Below are 25,015 nucleotides of genomic sequence, written 5' to 3'. Positions count from 1 at the left end.
CTTATCAACGAGCGGCATTTTTTTGCCAGTAACATCACGAGTATCTATAGCTATCTTCTGAAACTGATATTGTCATCGATCACCGTTCGCGGACTGATCGGCACTCTCTCGGGCTTAACCAACGCCAGTTTATGGAAGGTAATTTTATCCCGCCAGACTTTGGTCAAAAATTCGCCCATAACCTGAATAGTAAACTGCTCTCCCGGACAACGGCGATAGCTGAAACCAAAGGGAGCAAAACCGGCGTAATCACATACCGGTTGTTTTTTATCATCAATGACGCTAAATACCGTCCCAAATCCGCTGTTGGTCACTGCCATATTGCGGCCATCGTTTACCGGCATTGAGGTAATATCGAACGGGCAGCGAGCCAAACCGATACGCTTGCATTCTTCTTCGGTGATTTCCGCGCTGGTCGGCACCTTGAGATAACGTTCAGGATCAAATTTCTCCGGCTGCGCCCAGTGAACCGGATTGAAGTTACTGCTGGTATGAGGCGTGTTGATATAGCTATGGCGCTTCAACGGCAGGCCAAAACGCTCGCCATACACTTTATGCTGCACATCCTCTGCAACGGAAACACTGCGGGCGTTTGGCGAAATAGTGCGGAATAACTCCATAACCAATAGATCCAACGGCGTGTAGGCCGCGTCTTTGGCATTCTGATAATCTCCGCTCATGGTTTTCTTGAAGGCGGCTTTTACCGCCGGATCGCCATTATTTTCGCTGAGATTCATCATGATGCCATACAGCGTTTTGCCCCATTGATTGAAAGCAACAAAGTTATGGAAACACTCAAAAACGATATCTTTCTTGCTGAAATTATCGTTATTTTCGGAGTTTTTTAGCCAATACCAGGCCAGCGTTTTTTGCGGTTCGGCAACGCGTCCGGTTCGAATATCATCCACGCGCTCATCAATCCATTGTTTAAGATAATCAATATTGCTGCGAACCCTCATATAATGTTCGTAGACAATGGGTTGAAGAGGATCGCGATAGGCCAGCACAGCATTAAAAGACTCACCGACTTCACGAACCTTTTGCGGTACCGCCTGCCCTTTAACGCCTAAATGCAGATCCCAATATACGTCGACATAATGATCCGCGTAGTGACGCATAAAAGGTTTATCCGCAAATTGCGGTTCCATTAACAGATCGAAAAATGCCGCGATTTTTTCCTGATACATTGGCTGATATAAATCGGGCGTCACCGCGGAATAATATATGCGCTTACGCATATTATGTTCTCCGCGCTCATCCAGCCCTTGCAAAAATACGGTTTCTCCTTCGGATGGCGTCGGTTTCCAATCCTTATACAGCAATCCCCACAGATCATAGGGCAGCGCATTTTTCTTGCTGAGACTCAGGCCAATCATCGGCAACATCGGTTTTTCACCGTCATAGAAACGACTCAGAAAGAAAGGTATAACCGCATTCTCAACATAATCGGAATTAAAATTGGCTGGAACCGTTTTACGGAAACGGGCTAATGCCCCTTCAACATCATCCGTCAGCGGTAATGACGCATTTTCTACCGCATTGACCGACGCAGCTCCGGCCGTTAAACCCAGAGCTGCCGCTCCTTTCAGAAATGCACGCCTTTCCATGAAGCTCTTCCTCACATTCAAATAAATTAAATTGGGATGATTCAAATCGGGAAATACATTATTTTGGTGATATAGAGTGCGCTGATAGCGAGTTTCGACATCATTGCGCCAACACTATAGAAACAATAGCGCCTTGTTTTTAAAAGTATTTAATTTAAATTCTCGCATGAAATTACATATATTAATCAATCTAATTACATAAGCAGCGATTTATATCATAAAAAATAATTATAGCTATTATTTCTAATTTAGCTGTTTTTATCGAATTAATTTATTTTATTGATTTTAATTAAATGCGGATTAATTAATTATTAGCAAATTAATCATTAAATTATCACACAAAATATTTATCGTGCTTTTAATATAGGTAATAGGATTAACAACAAAACAAATTAACCATCTCGCTTATTTATCAATTAATAGTCATGTGAATAAAAACAGAGTCCGTTGGATTTTACGGGGAAATAAATGAAAACAGGATGATACTGATACTGAAAAAATCAAATATTTAACATATTACGTTACAAACAAATCAGGCCCAAACATAGTTTGAGCCTGACTGGATTACCGGGTTAAACCCGCTGAATCAACGCGACAAAATCACTGGCTGTGCGTGCTACGCAAAGCTCAATGGCTTATTCGCCGCTGTTCTGACGCCACCATTCCGCCAGTAAAATACCGGTCGCAACGGAAACATTCAGGCTTTCTACCCGGCCAGTCCCGCCGATAGAAACGCTGAGATCGCCCTGCTGCCACGCGCTGTCCGTCAGACCATCACTTTCCTGACCTAACACCAATACCATTTTGGCAGGCAGCTCGGCTTTCGCCAGAGTCGTCCCTTTATGGCTGGAAGTGGTCACAATGGTGTAGCCCGCGTTACGGAAGGTATCCAATACGGAGAGGAAATCATCGGCGTTAATCGCTTTGATGTGTTCCGCGCCGCCTTCTGCGGTACGTACTGCCGCACCGGATTCCAACATTGCCGGATCTTGCAGCAATACGCCGTTAATACCGAAATGCGCACAAGTACGCATAATTGCGCCCAGATTGTGCGGGTTACCCACTTCTTCCAGCGCCAATACGCAATCTTGTTGCGGAGCCTGTTGCAGATAAGTTTCCGCGTCCAGACCCTGACGTTTCTTAATCAGGAAGCATACGCCACCGTGATGCTCGGTGCCGGAGGCCTTCGCCAGTTCTTCTTCATCAACCACGTGATAAGCCTTACGGTTTGCCGCCATCCATTTCAACGCTTCGCGGAATCGCGGCGTGACGGACTGCACAAACCAGGCGCGAACAATGGCATCAGGACGGCTGTTAAACAGCGCCTGACAGGCATTTTCGCCATACACACGGGTTTCTTCCGCACGCTGACGACGCAGCTGTGCCGGATCGATATGGCTCTTACCGCCGATGCCGCCGTGGTCAAACTCTGGCTCTTCGGACGGCGCACGGGAAACGGTCTTCCACGGTGAGTCGTACGGGCCGCGATCTTCGGAACGGGCCGGACGGCGAGGACGATCGCTTTCATTACGGCCTGAATCACTACGACGAGAGTCACCACGACGTGAATTGTCCTGACGTGAGCCATCCTGACGTGGATTGCCCTGATGCGAACCGCCCTGACGTGCGTTATCCGGACGGCCTTTGCCTGCCGGACGCTTGTTTTTGTTACGGTCGTCGCTGCTGCTCTCGTCACTACGGACGTACATCACTTTAACTTTGCCGTTTTTGCCACTAAATGAATCGTTCATTGTCTTCTCCACCAACGCGCAGGGCGCGAAGATTACCTGATGTCCGCCCGGTAAGCCATAAGCGAGCGCTAAAAGCCGGCAACTATCGTATTCATCGAATAAACCTTTTTGGCGATGACAGCATTTGTCATCATAATAGATAACATAAACGAAACAACACCGTGGTCAGAGTCGCGCTCTCCCACGCTAAAACCACTTAATACTGTTGTTTCCAGCTCTCTTTACCCAAGAATTAAGGCTAATTTATGAATACGGTATGCACAGCATGTATGGCGACCAACCGCCTGCCGGAAGAACGTATTGATGATGGCGCTAAATGCGGCCGCTGTGGTCATTCGCTGTTTGACGGCGAAGTGAGCAACGCCACCGCAGAAACGCTGGATAAACTGCTACAGGACGACCTGCCGGTTGTTATCGACTTCTGGGCGCCTTGGTGTGGGCCGTGTCGCAGCTTTGCGCCAATCTTTGAAGATGTGGCGAATGAGCGCGCAGGCAAGATTCGCTTCGTCAAAGTCAATACCGAAGCGGAACCTGCTCTCAGTACGCGTTTTCGCATTCGCAGCATTCCCACCATTATGCTGTATAAAAACGGCAAAATGGTCGATATGCTCAGCGGCGCGCTGCCTAAAGCCCCTTTTGAAGGCTGGCTGGATGAGCAATTGGCGCAGTAATCAGTTTACCCTAGCGTTAGTTTAACCCATTTCGAGTGAATCATCGCGGTTAACTCCCCCGCTCCGGCCGAGAATTTCTCCGCCGGAGCGTTTGTTCTATCCCTGTCCCCAAGGGTTGATTAGAATAGCGCTTTTTCTCAGGAGTCAGTCGTGACTGATACACCATCTGCCGCCGCCGTTATGACTGAAAATGCCGTTCTGCGCCTGCGTAAACAACGCCTCGACGCTTCGACTCGCCCTTACCGCGCCCGCGGTTGTCGCGCCATTCGCTGTCAAAATTGCCTGCTGGCCGAGCGTCTGTGTCTGTGCGACACCATTAGACCATTACAGGCCACCAGCCGTTTTTGTTTGGTGATGTTCGACACCGAGCCGCTTAAACCCAGCAATACCGGCCGTTTAATCGCCGATATTCTGCCGAACACACAGGCCTTCCTGTGGGCCAGAACTGAAGTAGACCCGGCGCTACTAGCAGCCATTGCCGATCCTTCCCGCCAGCCTTATGTCGTGTTTCCCGAAGCCTACGCCGAACCGGATCGACAGGTTCTTAATAAGATCCCTGCAGGCGGCAAGCCACCGCTGTTTATTCTGCTCGACGGCACTTGGACAGAAGCAAAGAAAATGTTTCGCAAAAGCCCATATCTTGCGGGATTACCGATGCTTTCTCTTAACGTCAACATGACTTCAAACTATCAGCTACGCGAAGCCCAGCGACCGGAACAGCATTGCACCGTTGAAGTTGCTGCCGCTTTGCTGGAGCAGGCTGGCGATTTGCAAGCGGCGGAAGGACTGAGCGCACACTTTAACTATTTCAGGCAGCAATACTTAGCAGGCAAACCTCACCATCCAGTGCCACGGGTCACAGCAATTCTGCCAAAAAACGACTAAAGTCTCTCTGGCAACCTTTAGCAGGTTAACTAACAGGAGACGCCATGAGCCAACGAGGATTAGAAGCACTGTTACGCCCCAAGTCGATTGCGGTTATCGGTGCCTCTGAAAAACCGGAGCGGGCGGGCTTCCTGATGATGCGTAATCTGCTGGACGGCGGGTTTAATGGGCCAATTTTACCGGTCACGCCAAGCTATAAAGCGGTCAGCGGCGTATTGGCCTATCCGGATATCGCGTCCCTGCCGCTAACGCCGGATTTAGCCATTCTCTGCACCAATGCCAGCCGTAATCTGTCACTTTTGGATGCCTTAGGCACCCGCGGCTGTAAAACCGTTATTATTCTGTCCGCGCCGCCAGATCAATTCGCCGAGTTAAAAGCCTGTGCCCATCGCTATAACATGCGATTACTTGGGCCAAATAGCCTTGGGCTACTGGCTCCGTGGCAAGGACTGAACGCCAGTTTTTCTCCAGTTCCGATTCAAAAAGGCAAGCTGGCATTCATCTCCCAGTCGGCGGCGGTGGCCAACACGGTGCTGGACTGGGCGCAGCAGCGAGAAGTCGGTTTTTCCTACTTTATTGCGCTGGGCGACAGTTTGGATATCGATTTGGATGATCTGCTCGATTTCCTGTCTCGCGATGCCAAAACCAGCGCCATCATGCTGTATATCGAGCATATCAGCGACGCCCGCCGCTTTTTATCCGCCTCTCGCAGCGCCTCGCGTAATAAACCCATTTTAGTAGTAAAAAGTGGTCGAACTCAGCGCGCTCAGCAGTTACTCGATGGCCAGCAAGGGCTGGACGCCGCCTACGACGCAGCAATCCAACGAGCGGGTTTATTGCGAGTGCAAGACACGCACGAATTATTCTCTGCGGTCGAAACGCTCAGTCATATGCGCCCGCTACGCGGTGAAAAGCTACTGATTGTCAGCAACGGCTCTGCGCCAGCGGCGATGGCACTGGACGAATTGATTAGCCGTAACGGCAAGCTGGCGACCTTATCGGAACAAACTCATCGCGCGCTAAGCGAGGCACTACCGCCTTTTGTCACCATCCGCAACCCAATAGACCTACGGGACGATGCCAGCGCTGAACGCTACCTGGCGGCGGTCAGGCCGTTATTAGACAGTACAGATTATGATGCGCTGCTATTAATTCACTCCCCTAGCGCGGCGGCTCCCGGTAATAAAACGGCCGAACTGCTGATTTCGGCCATCCAGCAACACCCGCGCGGAAAACGAATTACCTTACTAACTAATTGGTGTGGCGAATATTCATCTCAGGACGCCCGCCGAATGTTTACCGAAGCGGGAATACCGACTTATCGCACTCCAGAGGGCGCTATTACCGCTTTTATGCATATGGTGGAATACCGCCGTAACCAGAAACAATTAAAGGAAACACCCGCTCTACCGGTAGGACTAACAGCCAATACCACTCACGTGCATCAGTTAATTCGTCAGGCGCTGGCGGAAGGCACTACGCAATTGGATACCCATGAAGTGCAGCCAATTCTGCAAGCCTACGGTCTTAGCATCCTGCCAACCTGGATTGCCAGTGACAGCGTGGAAGCGGTACATATCGCTGAACAAATTGGCTATCCGGTAGCAATCAAACTGCGCTCACCGGATATTCCCCACAAATCGGAGGTTCAGGGGGTAATGCTCTATCTGCGCACCGCGCTAGAAGTGCAGCGCGCCGCTGATGATATTCTCGATCGGGTTAAGCGCACTTATCCCCAGGCACGTATTCATGGCCTGCTGGTACAAAGCATGGCTCACCGCGCTGGTGCACAGGAACTGCGGATTGTGGTGGAGCAAGATGCCATTTTCGGCCCGCTGATTATGCTGGGAGAAGGTGGCGTGGAGTGGCATCAGGAAACACAGGCGGCGGTTGCTCTGCCGCCGCTGAATATGGCGCTGGCCCGCTATCTGATTTTACAGGCGGTAAAAGGTGGAAAAATTCGCCGGCGGGGCGCGCTACAACCTTTGGATATTCCTGGCCTTAGCCACCTGCTGGTGCAGGTTTCCAATCTGATACTCGATTGCCCAGAGATAACCCGTCTGGATATTCACCCGGTGCTGGCCTCCGGCAGTGAATTCACGCTATTGGATGTTTCTATGCAGTTGGCGCCAATTAGCGGCGATCCGCAAACTCGCCTGGCCATTCGTCCCTATCCGCAAGAACTGGAAGAACTGGTGCACCTAAAAGACGGTTCCTCCTGCCTGTTCCGCCCAATCCTGCCAGAAGACGAGCCTTTGCTGAAAGACTTCATTGATAAGGTGACAAAAGAAGATCTTTATTACCGCTATTTTAGTGAGATAAACGAGTTCAATCACGATGATTTGGCGAATATGACGCAAATCGACTACGATCGAGAAATGGCTTTTGTCGCTGTGCGTCAGCAACATGGAAACAGCGAAATCATTGGTGTCACTCGCGCCTTAAGCGATCCAGACAATATTGACGCCGAGTTCGCAGTACTGGTTCGATCCGACCTGAAAGGTTTGGGGCTAGGCAGTCGGCTATTGGAGAAAATGATTCACTATACCCGAGGCCACGGTTTAACCCGTTTAACCGCCATTACCATGCCGCACAATCGCGGGATGATCGGACTGGCACAAAAGTTGGGGTTCAACGTTGACGTACAGTTGGAAGACGGAATCGTTAATCTCGAATTAACACTGTGATTTATTGACTCATTTATGCCCGATAAATTTCACGCCGTGGCCAAACGGCAACGGCACAAATTTGCCGAAGCTTAACCCGCGAAGTCATTGGATTGGAAGCAAGCAGCCAGCGTGAAAGATGACGAACATAAGGGTGACCGAGGCCACAGAGCTGGTCGATTAGCTAACCCGCAGGCAAAACTTACGCACAACACGGGTAACTAGTGGTATTATCGCCAGATTCTATGGATTAGTATTCTTAAGCTATGGCGGTTTTGCCATCAAATAACGAGAGAAGAAGCGCACTGTGATGTTGTCAAAATTCAAACGTAGCAAACATCAACAACACCTTGCACAACTGCCCAAACTCCCCCAGTCAGTTGATGATGTCCAAACGCTTTACTGCCCGAAGGTTTTCCGCGCAACTCTGCTGGAATTAATTGCTCAGGCAACCCAACGTATTTATTTGGTCGCACTGTATCTGGAACAAGATGATGCTGGTCGGGACGTCATGCAGGCACTTTATCAGGCGAAACAACAGCGGCCTGAGCTGGAAATTTGCGTATTAGTTGACTGGCATCGTGCCCAACGCGGGCGTATTGGTGCTGCTGCAGTTAATACCAACGCCGATTGGTATTGTGATATGGCGGCAAAGCATCCGGGCGTTGCCGTTCCAGTGTATGGCGTACCGGTAAATACTCGCGAAGCCTTGGGTGTTCTGCATCTGAAAGGTTTTATTATTGATGACAGAGTCATTTACAGCGGTGCCAGTATTAATGATGTTTATCTGCATCAGCACGATAAATACCGTTACGATCGCTACCAGTTAATTAAAAATCCGGCTATGGCGAATGCAATGGCGGAATACATCAAGCAACAGATCCTGGGAGCCGGTGCGGTTCAGCGCTTAGATCGTAGCGATCGTCCAAAAAACCCTGAAATAAAAAACGAGACCCGCCAATTCCGCTTATCCCTGCGTGATGTCGGTTATGAATTTACGGATCGAAGCAGTAATGATGAACTAGCCGTGACCCCGTTGGTTGGCCTGGGAAAGAAAAGTCCTTTAAATAAAGCAATACATCATCTGATGTGTTCTGCCGACGAAAAGCTCACTATCTGCACTCCTTATTTCAACCTGCCTGCACTGCTGGTACGCAATATCATTTATTTGCTGCGCGAAGGAAAACAGGTTGAGATTATTGTCGGGGACAAAACGGCAAACGATTTCTATATTCCGGAAGATCAGCCTTTCAAGATCATCGGAGCTTTACCTTATCTGTATGAAATAAATCTGCGCCGCTTCCTCAGTCGCTTACAGCGCTTTGTGGATAACGGCCAGCTTGTGGTTCGACTATGGAAAGACGGCGATAACACTTATCATCTGAAAGGCATGTGGGTAGACGATACCTGGCAGCTGATTACGGGTAATAACCTAAACCCGCGCGCCTGGCGCCTGGATCTGGAAAACGCCATTTTGATCCACGATCCCAAGCATGAAATGCACGAACAGCGGGCGAAAGAGCTAGAATGCATCCGTACGCATACCAAAGTTGTTTCCCACTACCTTGAGCTGGAAAATATTCAGCAATATCCGGTGAAGGTCAGGAAACTGATTCGTCGCTTACGGCGAATTCGTATCGACCGTCTAATCAGCCGCATCCTGTAGATTTCGATGGTCAGATCGCAACCCGGTTAATAGCCGGGTTTTTTATTGGCCAAATTAAAGTTATGGCTAACGACTTTGCCATCAACATATTTTGGCTTCATCGGATTTAAATCTTACATACTAAAGAGACGCTGATTTTTAAGGCTCGGAGTTTACCCGTAAATATGGTCTCCAAAAGGCGGCTGATTATATCTGGCGGCTAAAGTAGCTAACTTATTGCCCTTCATTCAGTTTCTGATCGGTTTCGGTAATGGAATTGACATGCTACTTTATCTAAAGACAGGTTTTTATTTCATCTACAAAAGGAATACTCCATGGAGCGATGTTCATATCTCCGTTCGGCCGTCATCGCCCCCCTATTCTTTCTGAGCACTGCCTGCACCCACATGGCCAACGATAGCTGGACGGGGAAAGACAAAGCTCAGCACTTCTTCGCCTCCGCTGCTTTTGCCGCGGCAGGCACGGCATATGGCGAGCACCAGAATTGGTCAGACGCCCGCAGTCGCAGCTTTGGTTTATTGTTCTCTATAGGTATAGGTGCGGGGAAAGAGTTCTACGATAGCCGTCAGGGCGGTACAGGGTGGAGCTGGAAAGACTTCGTCTGGGATGTAGCTGGTGCCATGGCCGGATACGGTGTTTATCAGGCAGCGAATTAAACTCAACGTTACGGAATGCTCATCCTTAAACTATTAAAGGATATTTCTATATTCAATAAAACGTTACTGGTCAGTGCTATCTCTCTAAATAATATCCTTCGGTGCCAGCGTTGATGGAAAAATCAATGTTACTGGGACGGTAGTTGATTCCCCACCTAATATAAGCCCGGTGAGTGACTGTATCTGCCTGAAAATGCTGCGAATTTACTGCCTGAAAACGTCAACGGCGGCGCAATTTACCGGATAAGCCGCCCCTTATGGAATGAAAATCGCCATATACGCCTTCAACGCCCGGCATTCCCGGGGGTTCCCATGCCCTTAAACGCAAAAAGCCCCCCGCAATCGCAGGAGGCTCGGTTCGAGGGCGGCAATGACTTTTATCCGCCTCGCGTCTGTCTTTTTTCCATAGCAAAAACCCCACGCTTTTGGCATGGGGTCTGGGCTTGATTTGATGCCTGGCAGTGTCCACTGTATTCGTCTCATCTTCTGGATGAGACTCACCCCGCTGGGGCCAGCGCAGGCGCAGTTTGTCGCATGCATGCTCGAGTCGCACACCACCCAAACGAGACAAACAAAAAAGGCCACCCGTTAGGGTAGCCTCTTTTGTTTATTTGATGCCTGGCAGTGTCCTACTCTCGCATGGGGAGACCCCACACTACCATCGGCGCTACGGCGTTTCACTTCTGAGTTCGGCATGGGATCAGGTGGGACCACCGCGCTATTGCCGCCAGGCAAATTCTGTTTCAATCAACCCGCCACGTGATTTACACCACACAGCCAGTCAATCCAATCTGTTAACAATGCTGAAAATCAAAACGCTCTCTAAAACACCTTCGGTGTTGTAAGGTTAAGCCTCACGGATCATTAGTACTGGTTAGCTCAATGCATCGCTGCACTTACACACCCAGCCTATCAACGTCATAGTCTTTAACGTTCCTTCAGGGGGCTTGAAGCCCCAGGGAAGACTCATCTTGAGGCAAGTTTCGCGCTTAGATGCTTTCAGCGCTTATCTTTTCCGCATTTAGCTACCGGGCAATGCCATTGGCATGACAACCCGAACACCAGTGATGCGTCCACTCCGGTCCTCTCGTACTAGGAGCAGCCCCTCTCAATCTTCCAACGCCCACGGCAGATAGGGACCGAACTGTCTCACGACGTTCTAAACCCAGCTCGCGTACCACTTTAAATGGCGAACAGCCATACCCTTGGGACCTACTTCAGCCCCAGGATGTGATGAGCCGACATCGAGGTGCCAAACACCGCCGTCGATATGAACTCTTGGGCGGTATCAGCCTGTTATCCCCGGAGTACCTTTTATCCGTTGAGCGATGGCCCTTCCATTCAGAACCACCGGATCACTAAGACCTACTTTCGTACCTGCTCGAGCCGTCACTCTCGCAGTCAAGCTAGCTTATGCCTTTGCACTAACCTCACGATGTCCGACCGTGATTAGCTAACCTTCGTGCTCCTCCGTTACTCTTTGGGAGGAGACCGCCCCAGTCAAACTACCCACCAGACACTGTCCTCACCCCAGATTATGGGGCCGAGTTAGAACATCAAACATTAAAGGGTGGTATTTCAAGGTTGGCTCCACGCAGACTGGCGTCCACGCTTCGATGCCTCCCACCTATCCTACACATCAAGGCTCAATGTTCAGTGTCAAGCTATAGTAAAGGTTCACGGGGTCTTTCCGTCTTGCCGCGGGTACACTGCATCTTCACAGCGAGTTCAATTTCACTGAGTCTCGGGTGGAGACAGCCTGGCCATCATTACGCCATTCGTGCAGGTCGGAACTTACCCGACAAGGAATTTCGCTACCTTAGGACCGTTATAGTTACGGCCGCCGTTTACTGGGGCTTCGATCAAGAGCTTCGCCTTGCGGCTGACCCCATCAATTAACCTTCCAGCACCGGGCAGGCGTCACACCGTATACGTCCACTTTCGTGTTTGCACAGTGCTGTGTTTTTATTAAACAGTTGCAGCCAGCTGGTATCTGCGACTGGCTTCAGCTCCGAGAGCAAGTCTCTTCACCTAGCGCCAGCGTGCCTTCTCCCGAAGTTACGGCACCATTTTGCCTAGTTCCTTCACCCGAGTTCTCTCAAGCGCCTGAGTATTCTCTACCTGACCACCTGTGTCGGTTTGGGGTACGATTTAATGTTACCTGATGCTTAGAGGCTTTTCCTGGAAGCTTGGCATCAACTACTTCTGCACCGTRGTGCATCGTCATCACGCCTCAGGGTTGATGGTTTTCCGGATTTACCAGGAATACCCCCCTACACGCTTAAACCGGGACAACCGTCGCCCGGCTAGCCTAGCCTTCTCCGTCCCCCCTTCGCAGTAACACCAAGTACAGGAATATTAACCTGTTTCCCATCGACTACGCTTTTCAGCCTCGCCTTAGGGGTCGACTCACCCTGCCCCGATTAACGTTGGACAGGAACCCTTGGTCTTCCGGCGTGCGGGTTTTTCACCCGCATTATCGTTACTTATGTCAGCATTCGCACTTCTGATACCTCCAGCAGTCCTCACAGACTACCTTCAACGGCTTACAGAACGCTCCCCTACCCAACAACACCTAAGTGTCGCTGCCGCAGCTTCGGTGCATGGTTTAGCCCCGTTACATCTTCCGCGCAGGCCGACTCGACCAGTGAGCTATTACGCTTTCTTTAAATGATGGCTGCTTCTAAGCCAACATCCTGGCTGTCTATGCCTTCCCACATCGTTTCCCACTTAACCATGACTTTGGGACCTTAGCTGGCGGTCTGGGTTGTTTCCCTCTTCACGACGGACGTTAGCACCCGCCGTGTGTCTCCCGTGATAACATTCTTCGGTATTCGGAGTTTGCATCGGTTTGGTAATCCGGGATGGACCCCTAGCCGAAACAGTGCTCTACCCCCGAAGATGAGTTCACGAGGCGCTACCTAAATAGCTTTCGGGGAGAACCAGCTATCTCCCGGTTTGATTGGCCTTTCACCCCCAGCCACAAGTCATCCGCTAATTTTTCAACATTAGTCGGTTCGGTCCTCCAGTTAGTGTTACCCAACCTTCAACCTGCCCATGGCTAGATCACCGGGTTTCGGGTCTATACCTTGCAACTAGACGCCCAGTTAAGACTCGGTTTCCCTACGGCTCCCCTATACGGTTAACCTTGCTACAAAATATAAGTCGCTGACCCATTATACAAAAGGTACGCAGTCACACCACGAAGGTGCTCCCACTGCTTGTACGTACACGGTTTCAGGTTCTATTTCACTCCCCTCGCCGGGGTTCTTTTCGCCTTTCCCTCACGGTACTGGTTCACTATCGGTCAGTCAGGAGTATTTAGCCTTGGAGGATGGTCCCCCCATATTCAGACAGGATGTCACGTGTCCCGCCCTACTCATCGAGTTCACAGCATGTGCATTTTTGTGTACGGGACTATCACCCTGTACCGTGCGACTTTCCAGACGCTTCCACTAACACACAAACTGATTCAGACTCTGGGCTCCTCCCCGTTCGCTCGCCGCTACTAGGGGAATCTCGGTTGATTTCTTTTCCTCGGGGTACTTAGATGTTTCAGTTCCCCCGGTTCGCCTCGTTAGACTATGTATTCATCTAACGATAGTGCAACGAATTGCACTGGGTTTCCCCATTCGGGTATCGTCGGTTGTAACGCTTCATATCAGCTTACCGACGCTTTTCGCAGATTAGCACGCCCTTCATCGCCTCTGACTGCCTAGGCATCCACCGTGTACGCTTAGTCGCTTAACCTCACAACCCGAAGGTGTCTTTCGACATCATCGTGCTGCGATTATTGAGAGACTCTACCTGCAGGTGACTCCTTGTCTCGGTAAATCTACGGAGAGACAAGTTTTAGCTGCAGTGTTTCAATTTTCAGCTTGTTCCAGATTGTTAAAGAGCAATATTTCACAACATACTGTCCACCTTGCGGCAGCAATATATTTTGAAATAGTTTTATATGGTGGAGCTAAGCGGGATCGAACCGCTGACCTCCTGCGTGCAAGGCAGGCGCTCTCCCAGCTGAGCTATAGCCCCATATAAAAAGCAAATACCTTATTGCTGCAACTCATGTCCAGACAAGGCGCAGACACGCACGTTTATTGTTATAAACGAATGTGACGGTAACGCACTACAGGGATGAGTTGGTGGGTCTGAGTGGACTTGAACCACCGACCTCACCCTTATCAGGGGTGCGCTCTAACCACCTGAGCTACMGACCCAACAAGGTACTAAAGCCCGACTAATCTCTCAGCCCGGCCTTATTTGCTCGTTACTTTCTATCAGACAATCTGTGTGGACACTGCGCAATGCGTATCATTAGGTAAGGAGGTGATCCAACCGCAGGTTCCCCTACGGTTACCTTGTTACGACTTCACCCCAGTCATGAATCACAAAGTGGTAAGCGCCCTCCCGAAGGTTAAGCTACCTACTTCTTTTGCAACCCACTCCCATGGTGTGACGGGCGGTGTGTACAAGGCCCGGGAACGTATTCACCGTAGCATTCTGATCTACGATTACTAGCGATTCCGACTTCATGGAGTCGAGTTGCAGACTCCAATCCGGACTACGACAGACTTTATGTGGTCCGCTTGCTCTCGCGAGTTCGCTTCACTTTGTATCTGCCATTGTAGCACGTGTGTAGCCCTACTCGTAAGGGCCATGATGACTTGACGTCATCCCCACCTTCCTCCGGTTTATCACCGGCAGTCTCCCTTGAGTTCCCACCATGACGTGCTGGCAACAAAGGATAAGGGTTGCGCTCGTTGCGGGACTTAACCCAACATTTCACAACACGAGCTGACGACAGCCATGCAGCACCTGTCTCACAGTTCCCGAAGGCACCGAAGCATCTCTGCTACGTTCTGTGGATGTCAAGAGTAGGTAAGGTTCTTCGCGTTGCATCGAATTAAACCACATGCTCCACCGCTTGTGCGGGCCCCCGTCAATTCATTTGAGTTTTAACCTTGCGGCCGTACTCCCCAGGCGGTCGACTTAACGCGTTAGCTCCGGAAGCCACGCCTCAAGGGCACAACCTCCAAGTCGACATCGTTTACAGCGTGGACTACCAGGGTATCTAATCCTGTTTGCTCCCCACGCTTTCGCACCTGAGCGTCRGTCTTTGTCCAGGGGGCCGCCTTCGCCACCGGTATTCCTCCAGATCTCTACGCATTTCACCGCTACACCTGGAATTCTACCCCCCTCTACAAGACTCTAGCTTGCCAGTTTCAAATGCAGTTCCCAAGTTAAGCTCGGGGATTTCACATCTGACTTAACAAACCGCCTGCGTGCGCTTTACGCCCAGTAATTCCGATTAACGCTTGCACCCTCCGTATTACCGCGGCTGCTGGCACGGAGTTAGCCGGTGCTTCTTCTGCGAGTAACGTCAATCACTTCACGTATTAGGTGAAATGCCTTCCTCCTCGCTGAAAGTGCTTTACAACCCGAAGGCCTTCTTCACACACGCGGCATGGCTGCATCAGGCTTGCGCCCATTGTGCAATATTCCCCACTGCTGCCTCCCGTAGGAGTCTGGACCGTGTCTCAGTTCCAGTGTGGCTGGTCATCCTCTCAGACCAGCTAGGGATCGTCGCCTAGGTGAGCCATTACCCCACCTACTAGCTAATCCCATCTGGGCACATCCGATGGCGTGAGGCCCTAAGGTCCCCCACTTTGCTCTTGCGAGGTTATGCGGTATTAGCTACCGTTTCCAGTAGTTATCCCCCTCCATCAGGCAGTTTCCCAGACATTACTCACCCGTCCGCCGCTCGCCGGCAAAGTAGCAAGCTACTTCCCGCTGCCGCTCGACTTGCATGTGTTAGGCCTGCCGCCAGCGTTCAATCTGAGCCATGATCAAACTCTTCAATTTAAGATTTGTTTGATTTGCTACCGAAGTAGCGATGCTCAAAGATTACTTTCTGCAAATATGCATTCGAACCGAAGTTCAAATGTTTACTGCTTTGGTCACTCTTCAAGACTTGATATTTCTTCTGCCTGCCGAAACAGGCTTTGATATCGTCTTGCGAGTGCCCACACAGATTGTCTGATAAATTGTTAAAGAGCGTTCGTTACCCGTTCGCTTGCGGCGAATCTTACGGTAACGCGGGAGGCAGATAATACGCTTTCCCGCTGAAGTGTCAAGCTTTTCTTTTCAACTTTCGTTTTAAGAACCGGCGTTTCCGCCTGCTTAACACTTCCTGACCCGGCGAAGTTTGTTTCGTTGTTCCCGGTCAGTGGAGGCGCATTATAGGGAGTTCCTGACAGGCTGCAACCCCTAATTTCAAATAATTTTCCAACCGGCTATAAATACATCAAAAATGGCATTTCTGGGTAAAAAGAAAGCAAAAAGGGGCGATAAATCGCCCCTTTCCATTTCACTATGACTGTTTGGCCACGATATGCCCGTCTTCAACATCTAATATCACAGGGATACCCGGTAATAACTTGCCGGAAAGTATCTGCTGCGCCAGCGGGTTTTCAATTTCCTGCTGGATGGCACGTTTCAACGGCCGCGCCCCGTATACAGGATCGAACCCAGCTTCACCCAAGAACTCCAAGGCAGGTTCGGTAATAGTAACTTCGTAGCCACGTTCTTCCAGACGTTTGTACAAACGCTCCAATTGAATCTTGGCAATCGAAGCCAATTGCCCCCGCCCCAACGGATGGAAGACGACGACTTCATCTATACGGTTAATGAATTCAGGACGGAAGTGATGGCTGACCACTTCCATAACCATGTTTTTCATTTCCGTATAGCTTCTTTCACCGAAGCGTTCCTGAATTAAATCAGACCCCAGGTTAGACGTCATGATGACGACGGTATTACGGAAGTCTACCGTTCTACCTTGGCCATCGGTCAGGCGGCCATCATCCAATACCTGCAATAGGATGTTGAACACATCTGGATGCGCTTTCTCGACTTCATCCAGCAGAATCACTGAATAAGGACGACGACGTACCGCTTCGGTGAGATACCCCCCCTCTTCATAACCGACGTAGCCCGGAGGCGCACCAACCAAACGAGATACGGAATGTTTCTCCATAAACTCGGACATATCGATACGAACCATAGCGTCGTCGCTGTCGAACAGGAAAGTCGCCAGAGCTTTACACAATTCGGTTTTACCTACCCCGGTTGGGCCGAGGAATAGGAATGAACCGATCGGACGGTTAGGATCTGACAAACCGGCACGGCTACGACGAATTGCGTTAGAAACGGCTTCAACCGCTTCGTTCTGGCCAATAACCCGCTGATGCAGGTCTTGTTCCATACGCAGCAGCTTGTCGCGCTCGCTTTCCAGCATCCGCGCCACCGGAATCCCGGTCCAGCGCGCCAGCACGTCGGCAATTTCCGTTTCAGTTACGCGGTTACGCAGCAACTTCATGGTCTTGCCTTCGGCCTGAGTAGCGGCAGCCAGCTGTTTCTCCAGTTCTGGAATTTTACCGTATTGCAATTCGGACATCTTACCAAGATCGCCAACGCGACGAGCCTGCTCCAGACTAATTTTGGCCTGCTCCAGTTCGGTTTTAATATTCTGAGTACCGGTTAAAGAGGCTTTTTCGGCTTTCCACTCTTCTTCCAACTCTGAATATTCGCGTTCTTTTTGCTCTAATTCAGCATTGAGCATTTCCAAACGTTTCTTACTGGCGTCGTCAGACTCTTTATTCAGCGCCTGCTGTTCCAGTTTCAACTGGATAATCCGACGTTCCAGACGATCCAGAGATTCCGGTTTGGAGTCCATCTGCATACGCAGGCTAGAACCGGCCTCATCGATAAGGTCGATGGCTTTATCTGGCAACTGACGGTCGGCAATATAACGGTGCGATAAGGTCGCAGCCGCCACAATCGCCGGGTCAGTAATTTGCACATGATGGTGCAATTCATAACGCTCTTTCAGCCCACGCAAGATGGCAATGGTGTCTTCTACCGTCGGTTCTGCTACAAATACTTTCTGGAATCGACGCTCTAACGCCGCATCCTTTTCTATATACTGACGATATTCATCCAGCGTAGTAGCACCTACGCAGTGCAATTCACCACGAGCCAACGCAGGTTTCAGCATGTTGCCTGCATCCATTGCACCGTCGCCTTTACCTGCGCCGACCATGGTGTGCAACTCGTCAATAAACAGAATGACGCTACCTTCCTGCTTGGCCAGGTCGTTCAATACGCCTTTTAGCCGTTCTTCAAACTCACCGCGATACTTAGCACCGGCAATCAACGCGCCCATATCTAATGAAAGCACGCGTTTGTGTTTCAAACCTTCCGGCACTTCACCGTTGACAATTCGCTGAGCCAAACCTTCCACAATGGCGGTTTTACCCACCCCTGGCTCACCAATCAGTACCGGGTTGTTCTTGGTACGACGCTGTAATACCTGAATGGTGCGACGAATTTCTTCATCACGGCCAATAACCGGATCGAGTTTGCCGGACTCCGCGCGCTCGGTCAGGTCAATGGTGTATTTTTTCAATGCCTGGCGCTGATCTTCCGCACCGGCGTCATCAACGGTTTCTCCACCACGCATTTGTTCGATTGCCTTGCTGATTTTATCGGTTGTTGCACCTGCGGCTTTCAATAGATCGGTCAACGAACCGCGATCTTCGAGCACCGCCAGAACAAATAATTCTGAAGAAATAAATTTATCTGCGCGCTTTTGCGCCAGTTTGTCGCAAAGATTGAGTACCCGCACTAATTCGTGGGATGGCTGAACATCGCCGCCGGTACCTTCAACCTGCGGCAAGCGTCCCAAAGCCTGATCGATTTCCGTGCGCAAACGCGCAACATCGATACCGGCAGAGGTTAACAATGGGCGAACCGTGCCCCCATCCTGAGTGAGCAAAGCGCTCATCAAATGTAACGGTTCAATAAACTGGTTGTCGCGCCCAAGGGCTAAAGACTGGGCATCGGCGAGGGCAAGCTGGAATTTACTGGTAAGACGATCCAGACGCATAACACCTCCAATACTGGTCAAAATTGCTACTGGAGATTAGATGAGGTCATCCCTCAGCTTTTCAAGGTTATTTTAGCCAATATATTTGAGTTTTGTGGTATGCGTCATTGGATCGTCCTAATTCAATAGGTTAGATCAACCAGATTAAACTTGCCAAGCGGCCGGTGATTCCTTCGCGTCGATAAGAGAAAAATTGTTGCTCATCACTCACTGTACAAAGGTCGCCACCGTACACTTCGTGGATACCCGCTGACGCCAGCCGCTGGCGGGCTAGCAGGTAAATATCTGCCAGATATTTGTCACCAAACGGAGTAAACGCCAGCGCAGCTTGGGGGTCTGCGCTAACGAATGCCTGTTTTACTTCTGCTCCCACTTCAAATTGCCGAGGCCCAATCGCCGGGCCTAACCAGGCAATAATAGAAGAAGGTTTTGCGCTGAATTCTGCCAAAGTCTGTTCAAGAACGCCGGCACATAAGCCACGCCAGCCGGCATGAGCCGCCGCAACTTCGTCTCCCGTCAGCGAACAGAACAAGACCGGCAGACAGTCGGCAGTCATCACCGCGCAAACCTGCCCAGGCACGTTGCTGTATACCGCATCGGCCTGGATATCCGCGATGGGCTCGCCGTTCAGGCGTAAAACTCGCGTGCCATGCACCTGTTCCAGCCATTGCGGAGCCTGTGGCAGCGCCGCCAGCGTAATTAATTGCTGGCGATTCTGCTCCACATCCGCCGGGTTATCGCCTACGTGCGCCCCTAAATTCAGAGAATCATAAGGCGGCACGCTAACACCACCGCTGCGGGTGGTGCTGCACGACTTAACGCTGGCTGGCTGTGGCCATTGCGGCAGAATCAGCGGCTTCATTACCAATCCATCTGATCTTTAAATTCTAAAGTATCGGCTTTCAAAGCGGTGATCAGCTCAATCATGTCTTCCGGCAGAGCGGCATGCCATTCCATCTGAACGCCACTGATTGGATGATACAAACGCAGCATGGTGGCATGCAGTGCCTGACGATCGAAACCACGCAGCACGGCAATGAAATTATCCGATGCGCCTCTTGGCGGACGCGGACGGCCACCGTAAAGCTGATCGCCCACCAGCGGATGGTTAATATGCGACATATGCACGCGGATCTGGTGAGTACGGCCCGTTTCCAGACGCAGACGCAAGCGAGTATGCGCGCGGAAATGTTCCATAATGCGGTAATGAGTCACCGCAGGTTTACCCATAGGGTGAACCGCCATGTGAGTGCGTTTGGTCGAGTGACGAGAAATCGGCTCATCAACCAGACCGCCCGCCGTCATTTTACCAATGGCAACGGCTTCGTATTCACGAGTGATTTCGCGCGCCTGAAGCGCTTCAACCAAACGAGTCTGAGCCGGGACGGTTTTCGCCACGACCATCAAACCTGTGGTGTCTTTATCCAGACGATGAACGATGCCAGCGCGGGGAACATCCACGATTTCAGGGTAATAATGCAATAACGCATTTAATACCGTGCCATCAGGATTACCTGCACCGGGGTGTACCACCAAGCCGCGCGGTTTGTTGATAACCAGAATATCGCTATCTTCGTACACGATATCCAATGGGATTTCCTGCGGCTCCCAGCGGGCTTCTTCTTCTATTTGAGCGTCAATCGCGACGATCTCGCCACCCAACACTTTTTCTTTTGGCTTATTAATTGTCTTACCATCGACCGAGACCCTATTATCCAAAATCCACTCTTTTATGCGAGATCGTGAATAATCAGGGAACAATTCGGCCAAAGCCTGATCTAAACGTTGACCGAGTTGAGATTCGGCCACCGTTGCGCTGAGTTGTACTTGTTGTGCCATATGCAGCTTCTTCGTTAACGTTGGGTTTTGACGGCGATGCCGTTTAATATAATGTGCTATTGTATCTAGATCTTTGTCGGGAGCTTAACGGACAGTCTCCCGGAATAACACTTCGAGGATAATCAAAACGTCATGACGCGTATGAAATATCTGGTGGCTGCCGCCACGTTGAGCCTGGTGCTGACCGGTTGCTCCAGTAACAAGGACGTGGTTCCCGACAACCCGCCTTCTGAGCTCTATGCTACCGCGCAGCAAAAACTGCAGGACGGTAACTTTAAGGGAGCTATTACGCAACTAGAAGCGTTAGATAATCGCTATCCTTTCGGGCCTTACTCCCAGCAAGTGCAGTTGGATTTGATTTATGCTTATTATAAATCTGCCGATTTGCCGCTGGCTCAGGCCTCGATCGATCGCTTTATGCGCCTCAATCCCACACATCCTAACATTGATTACGTATTATATATGCGTGGTCTGACTGACATGGCTCTGGATGACAGTGCATTACAAGGCTTCTTCGGGATTGACCGTTCAGACCGCGACCCTCAGCATGCAAGAGCTGCTTTCCGCGATTTTAACCAGTTAATTCAAAGCTATCCGAACAGTCAGTATGCTACGGATGCCCAAAAACGCCTGGTGTTCTTGAAAGATCGACTGGCCAAGCATGAACTGGCCGTTGCTAAATACTACACTAAGCGCGGTGCTTACGTTGCGGTAATTAACCGTGTTGAGCAAATGATGCGCAATTACCCAGACACCAAAGCGACTCGCGATGCACTGCCGTTAATGGAAAATGCCTACAAGCAAATTCAGTTGAATGCGCAGGCAGATAAAGTCAGTAAAGTGATTGCAGCCAACCCTGCATAGTGGGATGGCTACACTGGCGTGAGCCAATGAGACAAAACAACGGTAGCTTCGGCTGCCGTTTTTGTTTCTGTTAGTCGCAAAATTGAACGCCCTCCTTTCCTTAATCTGTAAAACGTACTTTCTCCCGGTTCCCAATATAGGGAAACCTGCGCGGTAATTTGAGTCACGGGTAGCATACAAAACCCGACCCGCTCTGGATCTGAAAGGTTAAGGGGGGACTAAGCCATTGAGGGAGAGGGGTAAAAGCAGAATTTCGGCTCCAATATCGCTGGCCGATCTTATCGATATTGCGACATTTTTTCCGATGATTCAAGCTCTTAAATCACTTTCCTAATACTGGCTCACAGTTCAGGTCGCCTTTGCAAAAAGTGACAAGAAAATGTGATTTAGATCATTCTATTTACCGAAAAGAGAGGTATGCTGAAGTTATCCAAGACGGAGAAGACAACGAGGTAAGCCATATGACCGCAGTCAATATTACTAGCAAACAAATGGATATCACCCCTGCAATTCGTAAGCATGTTGAAGACCGTCTAACCAAACTGGATAAGTGGCAAGCTCAGCTAATAAATCCGCATATCGTGCTGTCTAAAGACCCTGAAGGATTTGTTGTTGATGCGACCATAGGTACGCCAAACGGCCCTCTGGTAGCCAGTGCCAAGCACGATGATATGTATGCCGCAATCAACGAGCTGATCGCGAAATTAGAACGACAACTAAACAAAGTTCAGCACAAAGGTGAGGCAAAACGTACCGCCGCTAGTATCAAAAATGTCAATCTGATAGAGGAGCCTGAGCAAGAAGAGTAACGGGTTAACCATCTTATTGAGGATCTAACGCGCCTTCGGGCGCGTTTTTTATTGACGCCATAACTGGCGGCAGTTAAGTTAACTCCATTCGCGACTATTAGGCCATCAACCATCACATGAGCTACAAACCGTTTTTCTTCGCATTCTTTTTTACCTTCCCCTGATTGGGAGGCGTTTCGTCGTGTGATAAAGAATGCGAAGACGAACAAACAAGCCTCCCAACCGGGAGGCTTTTTTTATGCATAAATCATTTGGCAAAAATAATAAGGCTGACCCTATGACAGACAATCCGTTACTGGTGCTACGAGAACGTATCAGCGCTTTAGACTTAAAGCTGTTGGCGTTACTGGCAGAACGCCGCGAGTTGGCAATCGAAGTGGCTCGAGCCAAGCAACACAGCCATCGTCCGATCCGTGATAAAGAACGTGAGAAGGATTTACTGCAGGCTTTGATTACTGCTGCTAAACCTTACGATCTCGACGGATTTTATATCACCCGTCTGTTCCAGCTGATTATTGAAGACTCAGTATTGACCCAACAGACATTGCTGCAACACCAGTTGAACCAAACTACCGCTCATTCAGCGCGCATCGCATTTCTTGGCCCAAAAGGTTCTTACTCTCATTTGGCCGCACGTCAATACGCCGCCCGTCATTTTGATAACCTGATCGAATGCGGCTGCCTGAAATTCCAGGATATCTTTACTCAAGTAGAAACCGGTCAGGCGGATTACGCGATTTTACCGATCGAAAACACCAGTTCAGGCTCTATCAATGATGTTTACGATCTGCTGCAACATACTAGCCTGTCGATAGTCGGAGAATTAACCAACCCGATCGAGCACTGCATTCTGACGGCTGCGGAGACCGATTTAAGTCAGATTGAAACGGTTTACAGCCACCCGCAGCCTTTCCAACAATGTAGTCAGTTCATTAACCGTTTCCCGCACTGGAAAATCGAATATTGCGAAAGCACCGCCGCCGCAATGGAAAAAGTCGCACAGCTAAATTCCCCAAAAGCCGCCGCATTGGGCAGCGAAGCCGGTGGCGCGCTCTATGGTTTGCAGGTACTGGAATACTATTTGGCAAATCAGCAGCAAAACATCACTCGTTTCATCGTGCTGGCGCGTAAAGCTATTGATGTTTCTGAGCAGATTCCAGCTAAAACTACGCTGATTATGGCTACTGGCCAACAATCAGGGGCGTTAGTAGAAGCTCTTCTGGTCTTGAAAGAACACGGCATCATTATGACCAAGCTAGAATCTCGGCCAATCAACGGGAATCCGTGGGAAGAAATGTTTTATATTGATGTGCAGGCTAACCTGCGTTCCGAAGCGATGCAAAAGGCGCTCAGCGATTTGACGCTGCTAACCCGTTCACTAAAAGTGTTGGGCTGCTATCCGAGTGAAAACGTGGTGCCGGTTAACCCAAGTTAATCGCCGATCGCTACCTATTTTTGCTCATAAAAAAAGTCATCCCGATCGTCTGGGATGACTTTTTTACTGGCTAACAGCATAAATATTAATGATTACTGCCGATTGTCATTTGCTTGGCGCAGCAAAGAGCGACTTTCCAGCAGGAAGCGTTCAGCATAATCACCGAACCAATGTTCCACCTTCTGGAAGCTGGAAACAAACCCCTGCTTGTCACTCTGTTCTAATAGCTTAATCGCATCACCAAACCGCTGGTAGTAACGTTTAATCAGCGCCAGGTTATCTTCCGACGACATAATAATATCTGCGTACAACTGCGGATCCTGAGCAAACAGTCGCCCGACCATCGCCAGCTCCAACCGGTAAATCGGCGAGGACAGAGCCAAAAGCTGTTCAAGCTGAACATTTTCTTCCGCCAAATGCAGACCATAGGCAAAAGTGGCAAAGTGGCGTAGCGCCTGGATAAAGGCCATATTCTGGTCATGTTCAACCGCGCTGATACGATGCAGCCGCGCGCCCCATACCTGCAACTGTTCCAATAACCATTGGTAAGCTTCAGGCTGACGACCATCACAATACACCACGACCTGCTTCGCCAGACTCCCCACATCCGGACCAAACATCGGATGCAGACCAACAACCGGCCCTTCATGCGCTGCCAGCATCGATTGCAGTGGACGATTCTTCACCGATGCCAAATCCAGCAAAATGCAGTCTGTCGGTAGCTTAGGTAAGCTAGCAATCACTTCTTCTGTTGCATGGATAGGTACGCTGACGATCACCATTCCTGCATCGGCCAGAATCGATTCCGCCTGCGGCCAGTCTTCCTGCTCCAGCGTTTTTACCTGATAGCCCGAAAGCAATAACATCCGACCGAATAACTGCCCCATCTGCCCTTTACCACCGATAATCACGACGGGGCGCAGCTGTGGGTTCAGGGTTTTAAAGCCTTTGTCATTCTCGCTGGCATATGACTCACGCATCACCCGGCGTAAAACATCTTCAATCAAATCGGGGGGAACGCCCAGCGCCTCGGCCTCTTTGCGGCGTGACGCCAGCATGGCAGACTCACGATCCGGCACATAAATCGGCAAACCAAAGCGGCTTTTGACTTCGCCCACCTCAGCCACCAGACTCAGGCGTTTCGCCAGCAAGTCCAGCAACGCTTTATCCACTTCATCAATTTGATCGCGCAATGCGGTCAATTCAGCCACCATAA

The 25,015-nt window shown here is 50.2% G+C and carries 15 protein-coding genes, 2 tRNA genes, 3 rRNA genes and 1 other annotated feature; of the genes, 9 read left to right on the top strand and 11 right to left on the bottom strand.

What is annotated here, in order from left to right; all coding sequences use genetic code 11:
- Positions 1-50: 50 nt before the first annotated feature.
- Positions 51-1,607, bottom strand: coding sequence for a twin-arginine translocation signal domain-containing protein (locus tag PL78_RS14890; RefSeq protein ID WP_084414342.1), 1,557 nt, complete (start codon positions 1,605-1,607; stop codon positions 51-53).
- A gap of 635 nt (positions 1,608-2,242) precedes the next feature.
- Entirely contained in the window at positions 2,243-3,358 is a 1,116-nt protein-coding gene (locus PL78_RS14885) for a tRNA/rRNA methyltransferase (RefSeq protein WP_064516674.1), read from the bottom strand.
- A gap of 245 nt (positions 3,359-3,603) precedes the next feature.
- On the opposite strand from PL78_RS14885, the gene trxC reads away from it, so the two are divergent.
- The 5 genes from trxC to PL78_RS14860 all read left to right on the top strand — a co-directional run bounded on the left by trxC (position 3,604) and on the right by PL78_RS14860 (position 9,902).
- Positions 3,604-4,029, top strand: a complete 426-nt coding sequence (trxC, locus tag PL78_RS14880; protein ID WP_071925600.1) for a thioredoxin TrxC — start codon at positions 3,604-3,606, stop codon at positions 4,027-4,029.
- Positions 4,030-4,209: 180 nt separating this feature from the next.
- Positions 4,210-4,914, top strand: coding sequence for a tRNA-uridine aminocarboxypropyltransferase (locus PL78_RS14875; RefSeq protein WP_064518468.1), 705 nt, complete (start codon positions 4,210-4,212; stop codon positions 4,912-4,914).
- Between the two features lie 44 nt (positions 4,915-4,958).
- Positions 4,959-7,601 (top strand): bifunctional acetate--CoA ligase family protein/GNAT family N-acetyltransferase, encoded by a 2,643-nt coding sequence (locus PL78_RS14870; RefSeq protein WP_064516670.1) that lies wholly within the window; start codon positions 4,959-4,961, stop codon positions 7,599-7,601.
- Between the two features lie 292 nt (positions 7,602-7,893).
- Entirely contained in the window at positions 7,894-9,246 is a 1,353-nt protein-coding gene (pssA, locus tag PL78_RS14865; RefSeq protein ID WP_415843133.1) for a CDP-diacylglycerol--serine O-phosphatidyltransferase, read from the top strand.
- Between the two features lie 314 nt (positions 9,247-9,560).
- Positions 9,561-9,902, top strand: coding sequence for a YfiM family lipoprotein (locus tag PL78_RS14860; protein WP_064516666.1), 342 nt, complete (start codon positions 9,561-9,563; stop codon positions 9,900-9,902).
- A gap of 616 nt (positions 9,903-10,518) precedes the next feature.
- Here PL78_RS14860 and rrf read toward each other — a convergent pair.
- The 8 genes from rrf to rluD form a co-directional block, all read right to left on the bottom strand.
- A 5S ribosomal RNA gene (gene rrf / locus PL78_RS14855) occupies positions 10,519-10,634 on the bottom strand.
- A 111-nt stretch (positions 10,635-10,745) separates the two neighbouring features.
- A 23S ribosomal RNA gene (locus tag PL78_RS14850) occupies positions 10,746-13,652 on the bottom strand.
- 209 nt (positions 13,653-13,861) lie between these two features.
- Positions 13,862-13,937, bottom strand: a tRNA-Ala gene (locus PL78_RS14845).
- A gap of 108 nt (positions 13,938-14,045) precedes the next feature.
- Positions 14,046-14,122: transfer RNA gene (locus PL78_RS14840), tRNA-Ile, on the bottom strand.
- 102 nt (positions 14,123-14,224) lie between these two features.
- Positions 14,225-15,767 (bottom strand): 16S ribosomal RNA (locus PL78_RS14835).
- The 16S, 23S and 5S rRNA genes sit together here with 2 tRNA genes alongside, the layout of an rRNA operon.
- 508 nt (positions 15,768-16,275) lie before the next feature.
- Positions 16,276-18,852 carry an ATP-dependent chaperone ClpB gene (clpB, locus tag PL78_RS14830; protein ID WP_064516664.1) on the bottom strand — a complete coding sequence of 859 codons (2,577 nt, stop codon included), beginning with the start codon at positions 18,850-18,852 and terminating at the stop codon, positions 16,276-16,278.
- Between the two features lie 130 nt (positions 18,853-18,982).
- Positions 18,983-19,714, bottom strand: a complete 732-nt coding sequence (gene yfiH / locus PL78_RS14825; RefSeq protein ID WP_064516662.1) for a purine nucleoside phosphorylase YfiH — start codon at positions 19,712-19,714, stop codon at positions 18,983-18,985.
- Complete coding sequence (rluD, locus tag PL78_RS14820; RefSeq protein WP_064516660.1) at positions 19,714-20,691, bottom strand: 23S rRNA pseudouridine(1911/1915/1917) synthase RluD; 978 nt, start codon at positions 20,689-20,691, stop codon at positions 19,714-19,716. Before rluD ends, yfiH begins: the two co-directional genes overlap by 1 nt.
- Positions 20,692-20,823: 132 nt before the next feature.
- Here rluD and bamD point away from each other — a divergent pair, with 132 nt between their 5' ends.
- The 4 genes from bamD to pheA all read left to right on the top strand — a co-directional run bounded on the left by bamD (position 20,824) and on the right by pheA (position 23,799).
- Positions 20,824-21,555 carry an outer membrane protein assembly factor BamD gene (gene bamD / locus PL78_RS14815; RefSeq protein WP_064516658.1) on the top strand — a complete coding sequence of 244 codons (732 nt, stop codon included), beginning with the start codon at positions 20,824-20,826 and terminating at the stop codon, positions 21,553-21,555.
- A gap of 461 nt (positions 21,556-22,016) precedes the next feature.
- Positions 22,017-22,364, top strand: coding sequence for a ribosome-associated translation inhibitor RaiA (raiA, locus tag PL78_RS14810; RefSeq protein ID WP_064516656.1), 348 nt, complete (start codon positions 22,017-22,019; stop codon positions 22,362-22,364).
- A 115-nt stretch (positions 22,365-22,479) separates the two neighbouring features.
- Positions 22,480-22,604, top strand: a sequence feature (Phe leader region).
- Positions 22,481-22,528 (top strand): pheA operon leader peptide PheL, encoded by a 48-nt coding sequence (gene pheL / locus PL78_RS20655; protein ID WP_201030833.1) that lies wholly within the window; start codon positions 22,481-22,483, stop codon positions 22,526-22,528. It overlaps the preceding feature by 48 nt.
- Before the next feature lie 37 nt (positions 22,605-22,641).
- Positions 22,642-23,799, top strand: a complete 1,158-nt coding sequence (pheA, locus tag PL78_RS14805) for a bifunctional chorismate mutase/prephenate dehydratase (RefSeq protein WP_064518466.1) — start codon at positions 22,642-22,644, stop codon at positions 23,797-23,799.
- A gap of 92 nt (positions 23,800-23,891) precedes the next feature.
- Here the strand turns inward: pheA and tyrA are convergent, their stop codons facing one another.
- Positions 23,892-25,013, bottom strand: a complete 1,122-nt coding sequence (tyrA, locus tag PL78_RS14800; RefSeq protein ID WP_064516654.1) for a bifunctional chorismate mutase/prephenate dehydrogenase — start codon at positions 25,011-25,013, stop codon at positions 23,892-23,894.
- Between the last annotated feature and the right edge of the window lie 2 nt (positions 25,014-25,015).

The sequence above is a fragment of the Yersinia entomophaga genome (assembly GCF_001656035.1).
Taxonomy (GTDB): domain Bacteria; phylum Pseudomonadota; class Gammaproteobacteria; order Enterobacterales; family Enterobacteriaceae; genus Yersinia; species Yersinia entomophaga.
The sequence above is the reverse complement of the archived record's forward strand: the minus strand, read 5'-3'. Positions and strand labels throughout refer to the sequence as shown.

What these genes read in the sequence shown, in the direction of transcription:
- raiA (WP_064516656.1), top strand. Translation starts at nt 22,017, where the DNA reads ATGACCGCAGTCAATATTACTAGCAAACAAATGGATATCACCCCTGCA.
- PL78_RS14890 (WP_084414342.1), bottom strand. Translation starts at nt 1,607, where the DNA reads ATGGAAAGGCGTGCATTTCTGAAAGGAGCGGCAGCTCTGGGTTTAACG.
- PL78_RS14870 (WP_064516670.1), top strand. Translation starts at nt 4,959, where the DNA reads ATGAGCCAACGAGGATTAGAAGCACTGTTACGCCCCAAGTCGATTGCG.
- PL78_RS14875 (WP_064518468.1), top strand. Translation starts at nt 4,210, where the DNA reads ATGACTGAAAATGCCGTTCTGCGCCTGCGTAAACAACGCCTCGACGCT.
- pheA (WP_064518466.1), top strand. Translation starts at nt 22,642, where the DNA reads ATGACAGACAATCCGTTACTGGTGCTACGAGAACGTATCAGCGCTTTA.
- yfiH (WP_064516662.1), bottom strand. Translation starts at nt 19,714, where the DNA reads ATGAAGCCGCTGATTCTGCCGCAATGGCCACAGCCAGCCAGCGTTAAG.
- PL78_RS14885 (WP_064516674.1), bottom strand. Translation starts at nt 3,358, where the DNA reads ATGAACGATTCATTTAGTGGCAAAAACGGCAAAGTTAAAGTGATGTAC.
- PL78_RS14860 (WP_064516666.1), top strand. Translation starts at nt 9,561, where the DNA reads ATGGAGCGATGTTCATATCTCCGTTCGGCCGTCATCGCCCCCCTATTC.
- clpB (WP_064516664.1), bottom strand. Translation starts at nt 18,852, where the DNA reads ATGCGTCTGGATCGTCTTACCAGTAAATTCCAGCTTGCCCTCGCCGAT.
- tyrA (WP_064516654.1), bottom strand. Translation starts at nt 25,013, where the DNA reads ATGGTGGCTGAATTGACCGCATTGCGCGATCAAATTGATGAAGTGGAT.
- bamD (WP_064516658.1), top strand. Translation starts at nt 20,824, where the DNA reads ATGACGCGTATGAAATATCTGGTGGCTGCCGCCACGTTGAGCCTGGTG.
- trxC (WP_071925600.1), top strand. Translation starts at nt 3,604, where the DNA reads ATGAATACGGTATGCACAGCATGTATGGCGACCAACCGCCTGCCGGAA.
- rluD (WP_064516660.1), bottom strand. Translation starts at nt 20,691, where the DNA reads ATGGCACAACAAGTACAACTCAGCGCAACGGTGGCCGAATCTCAACTC.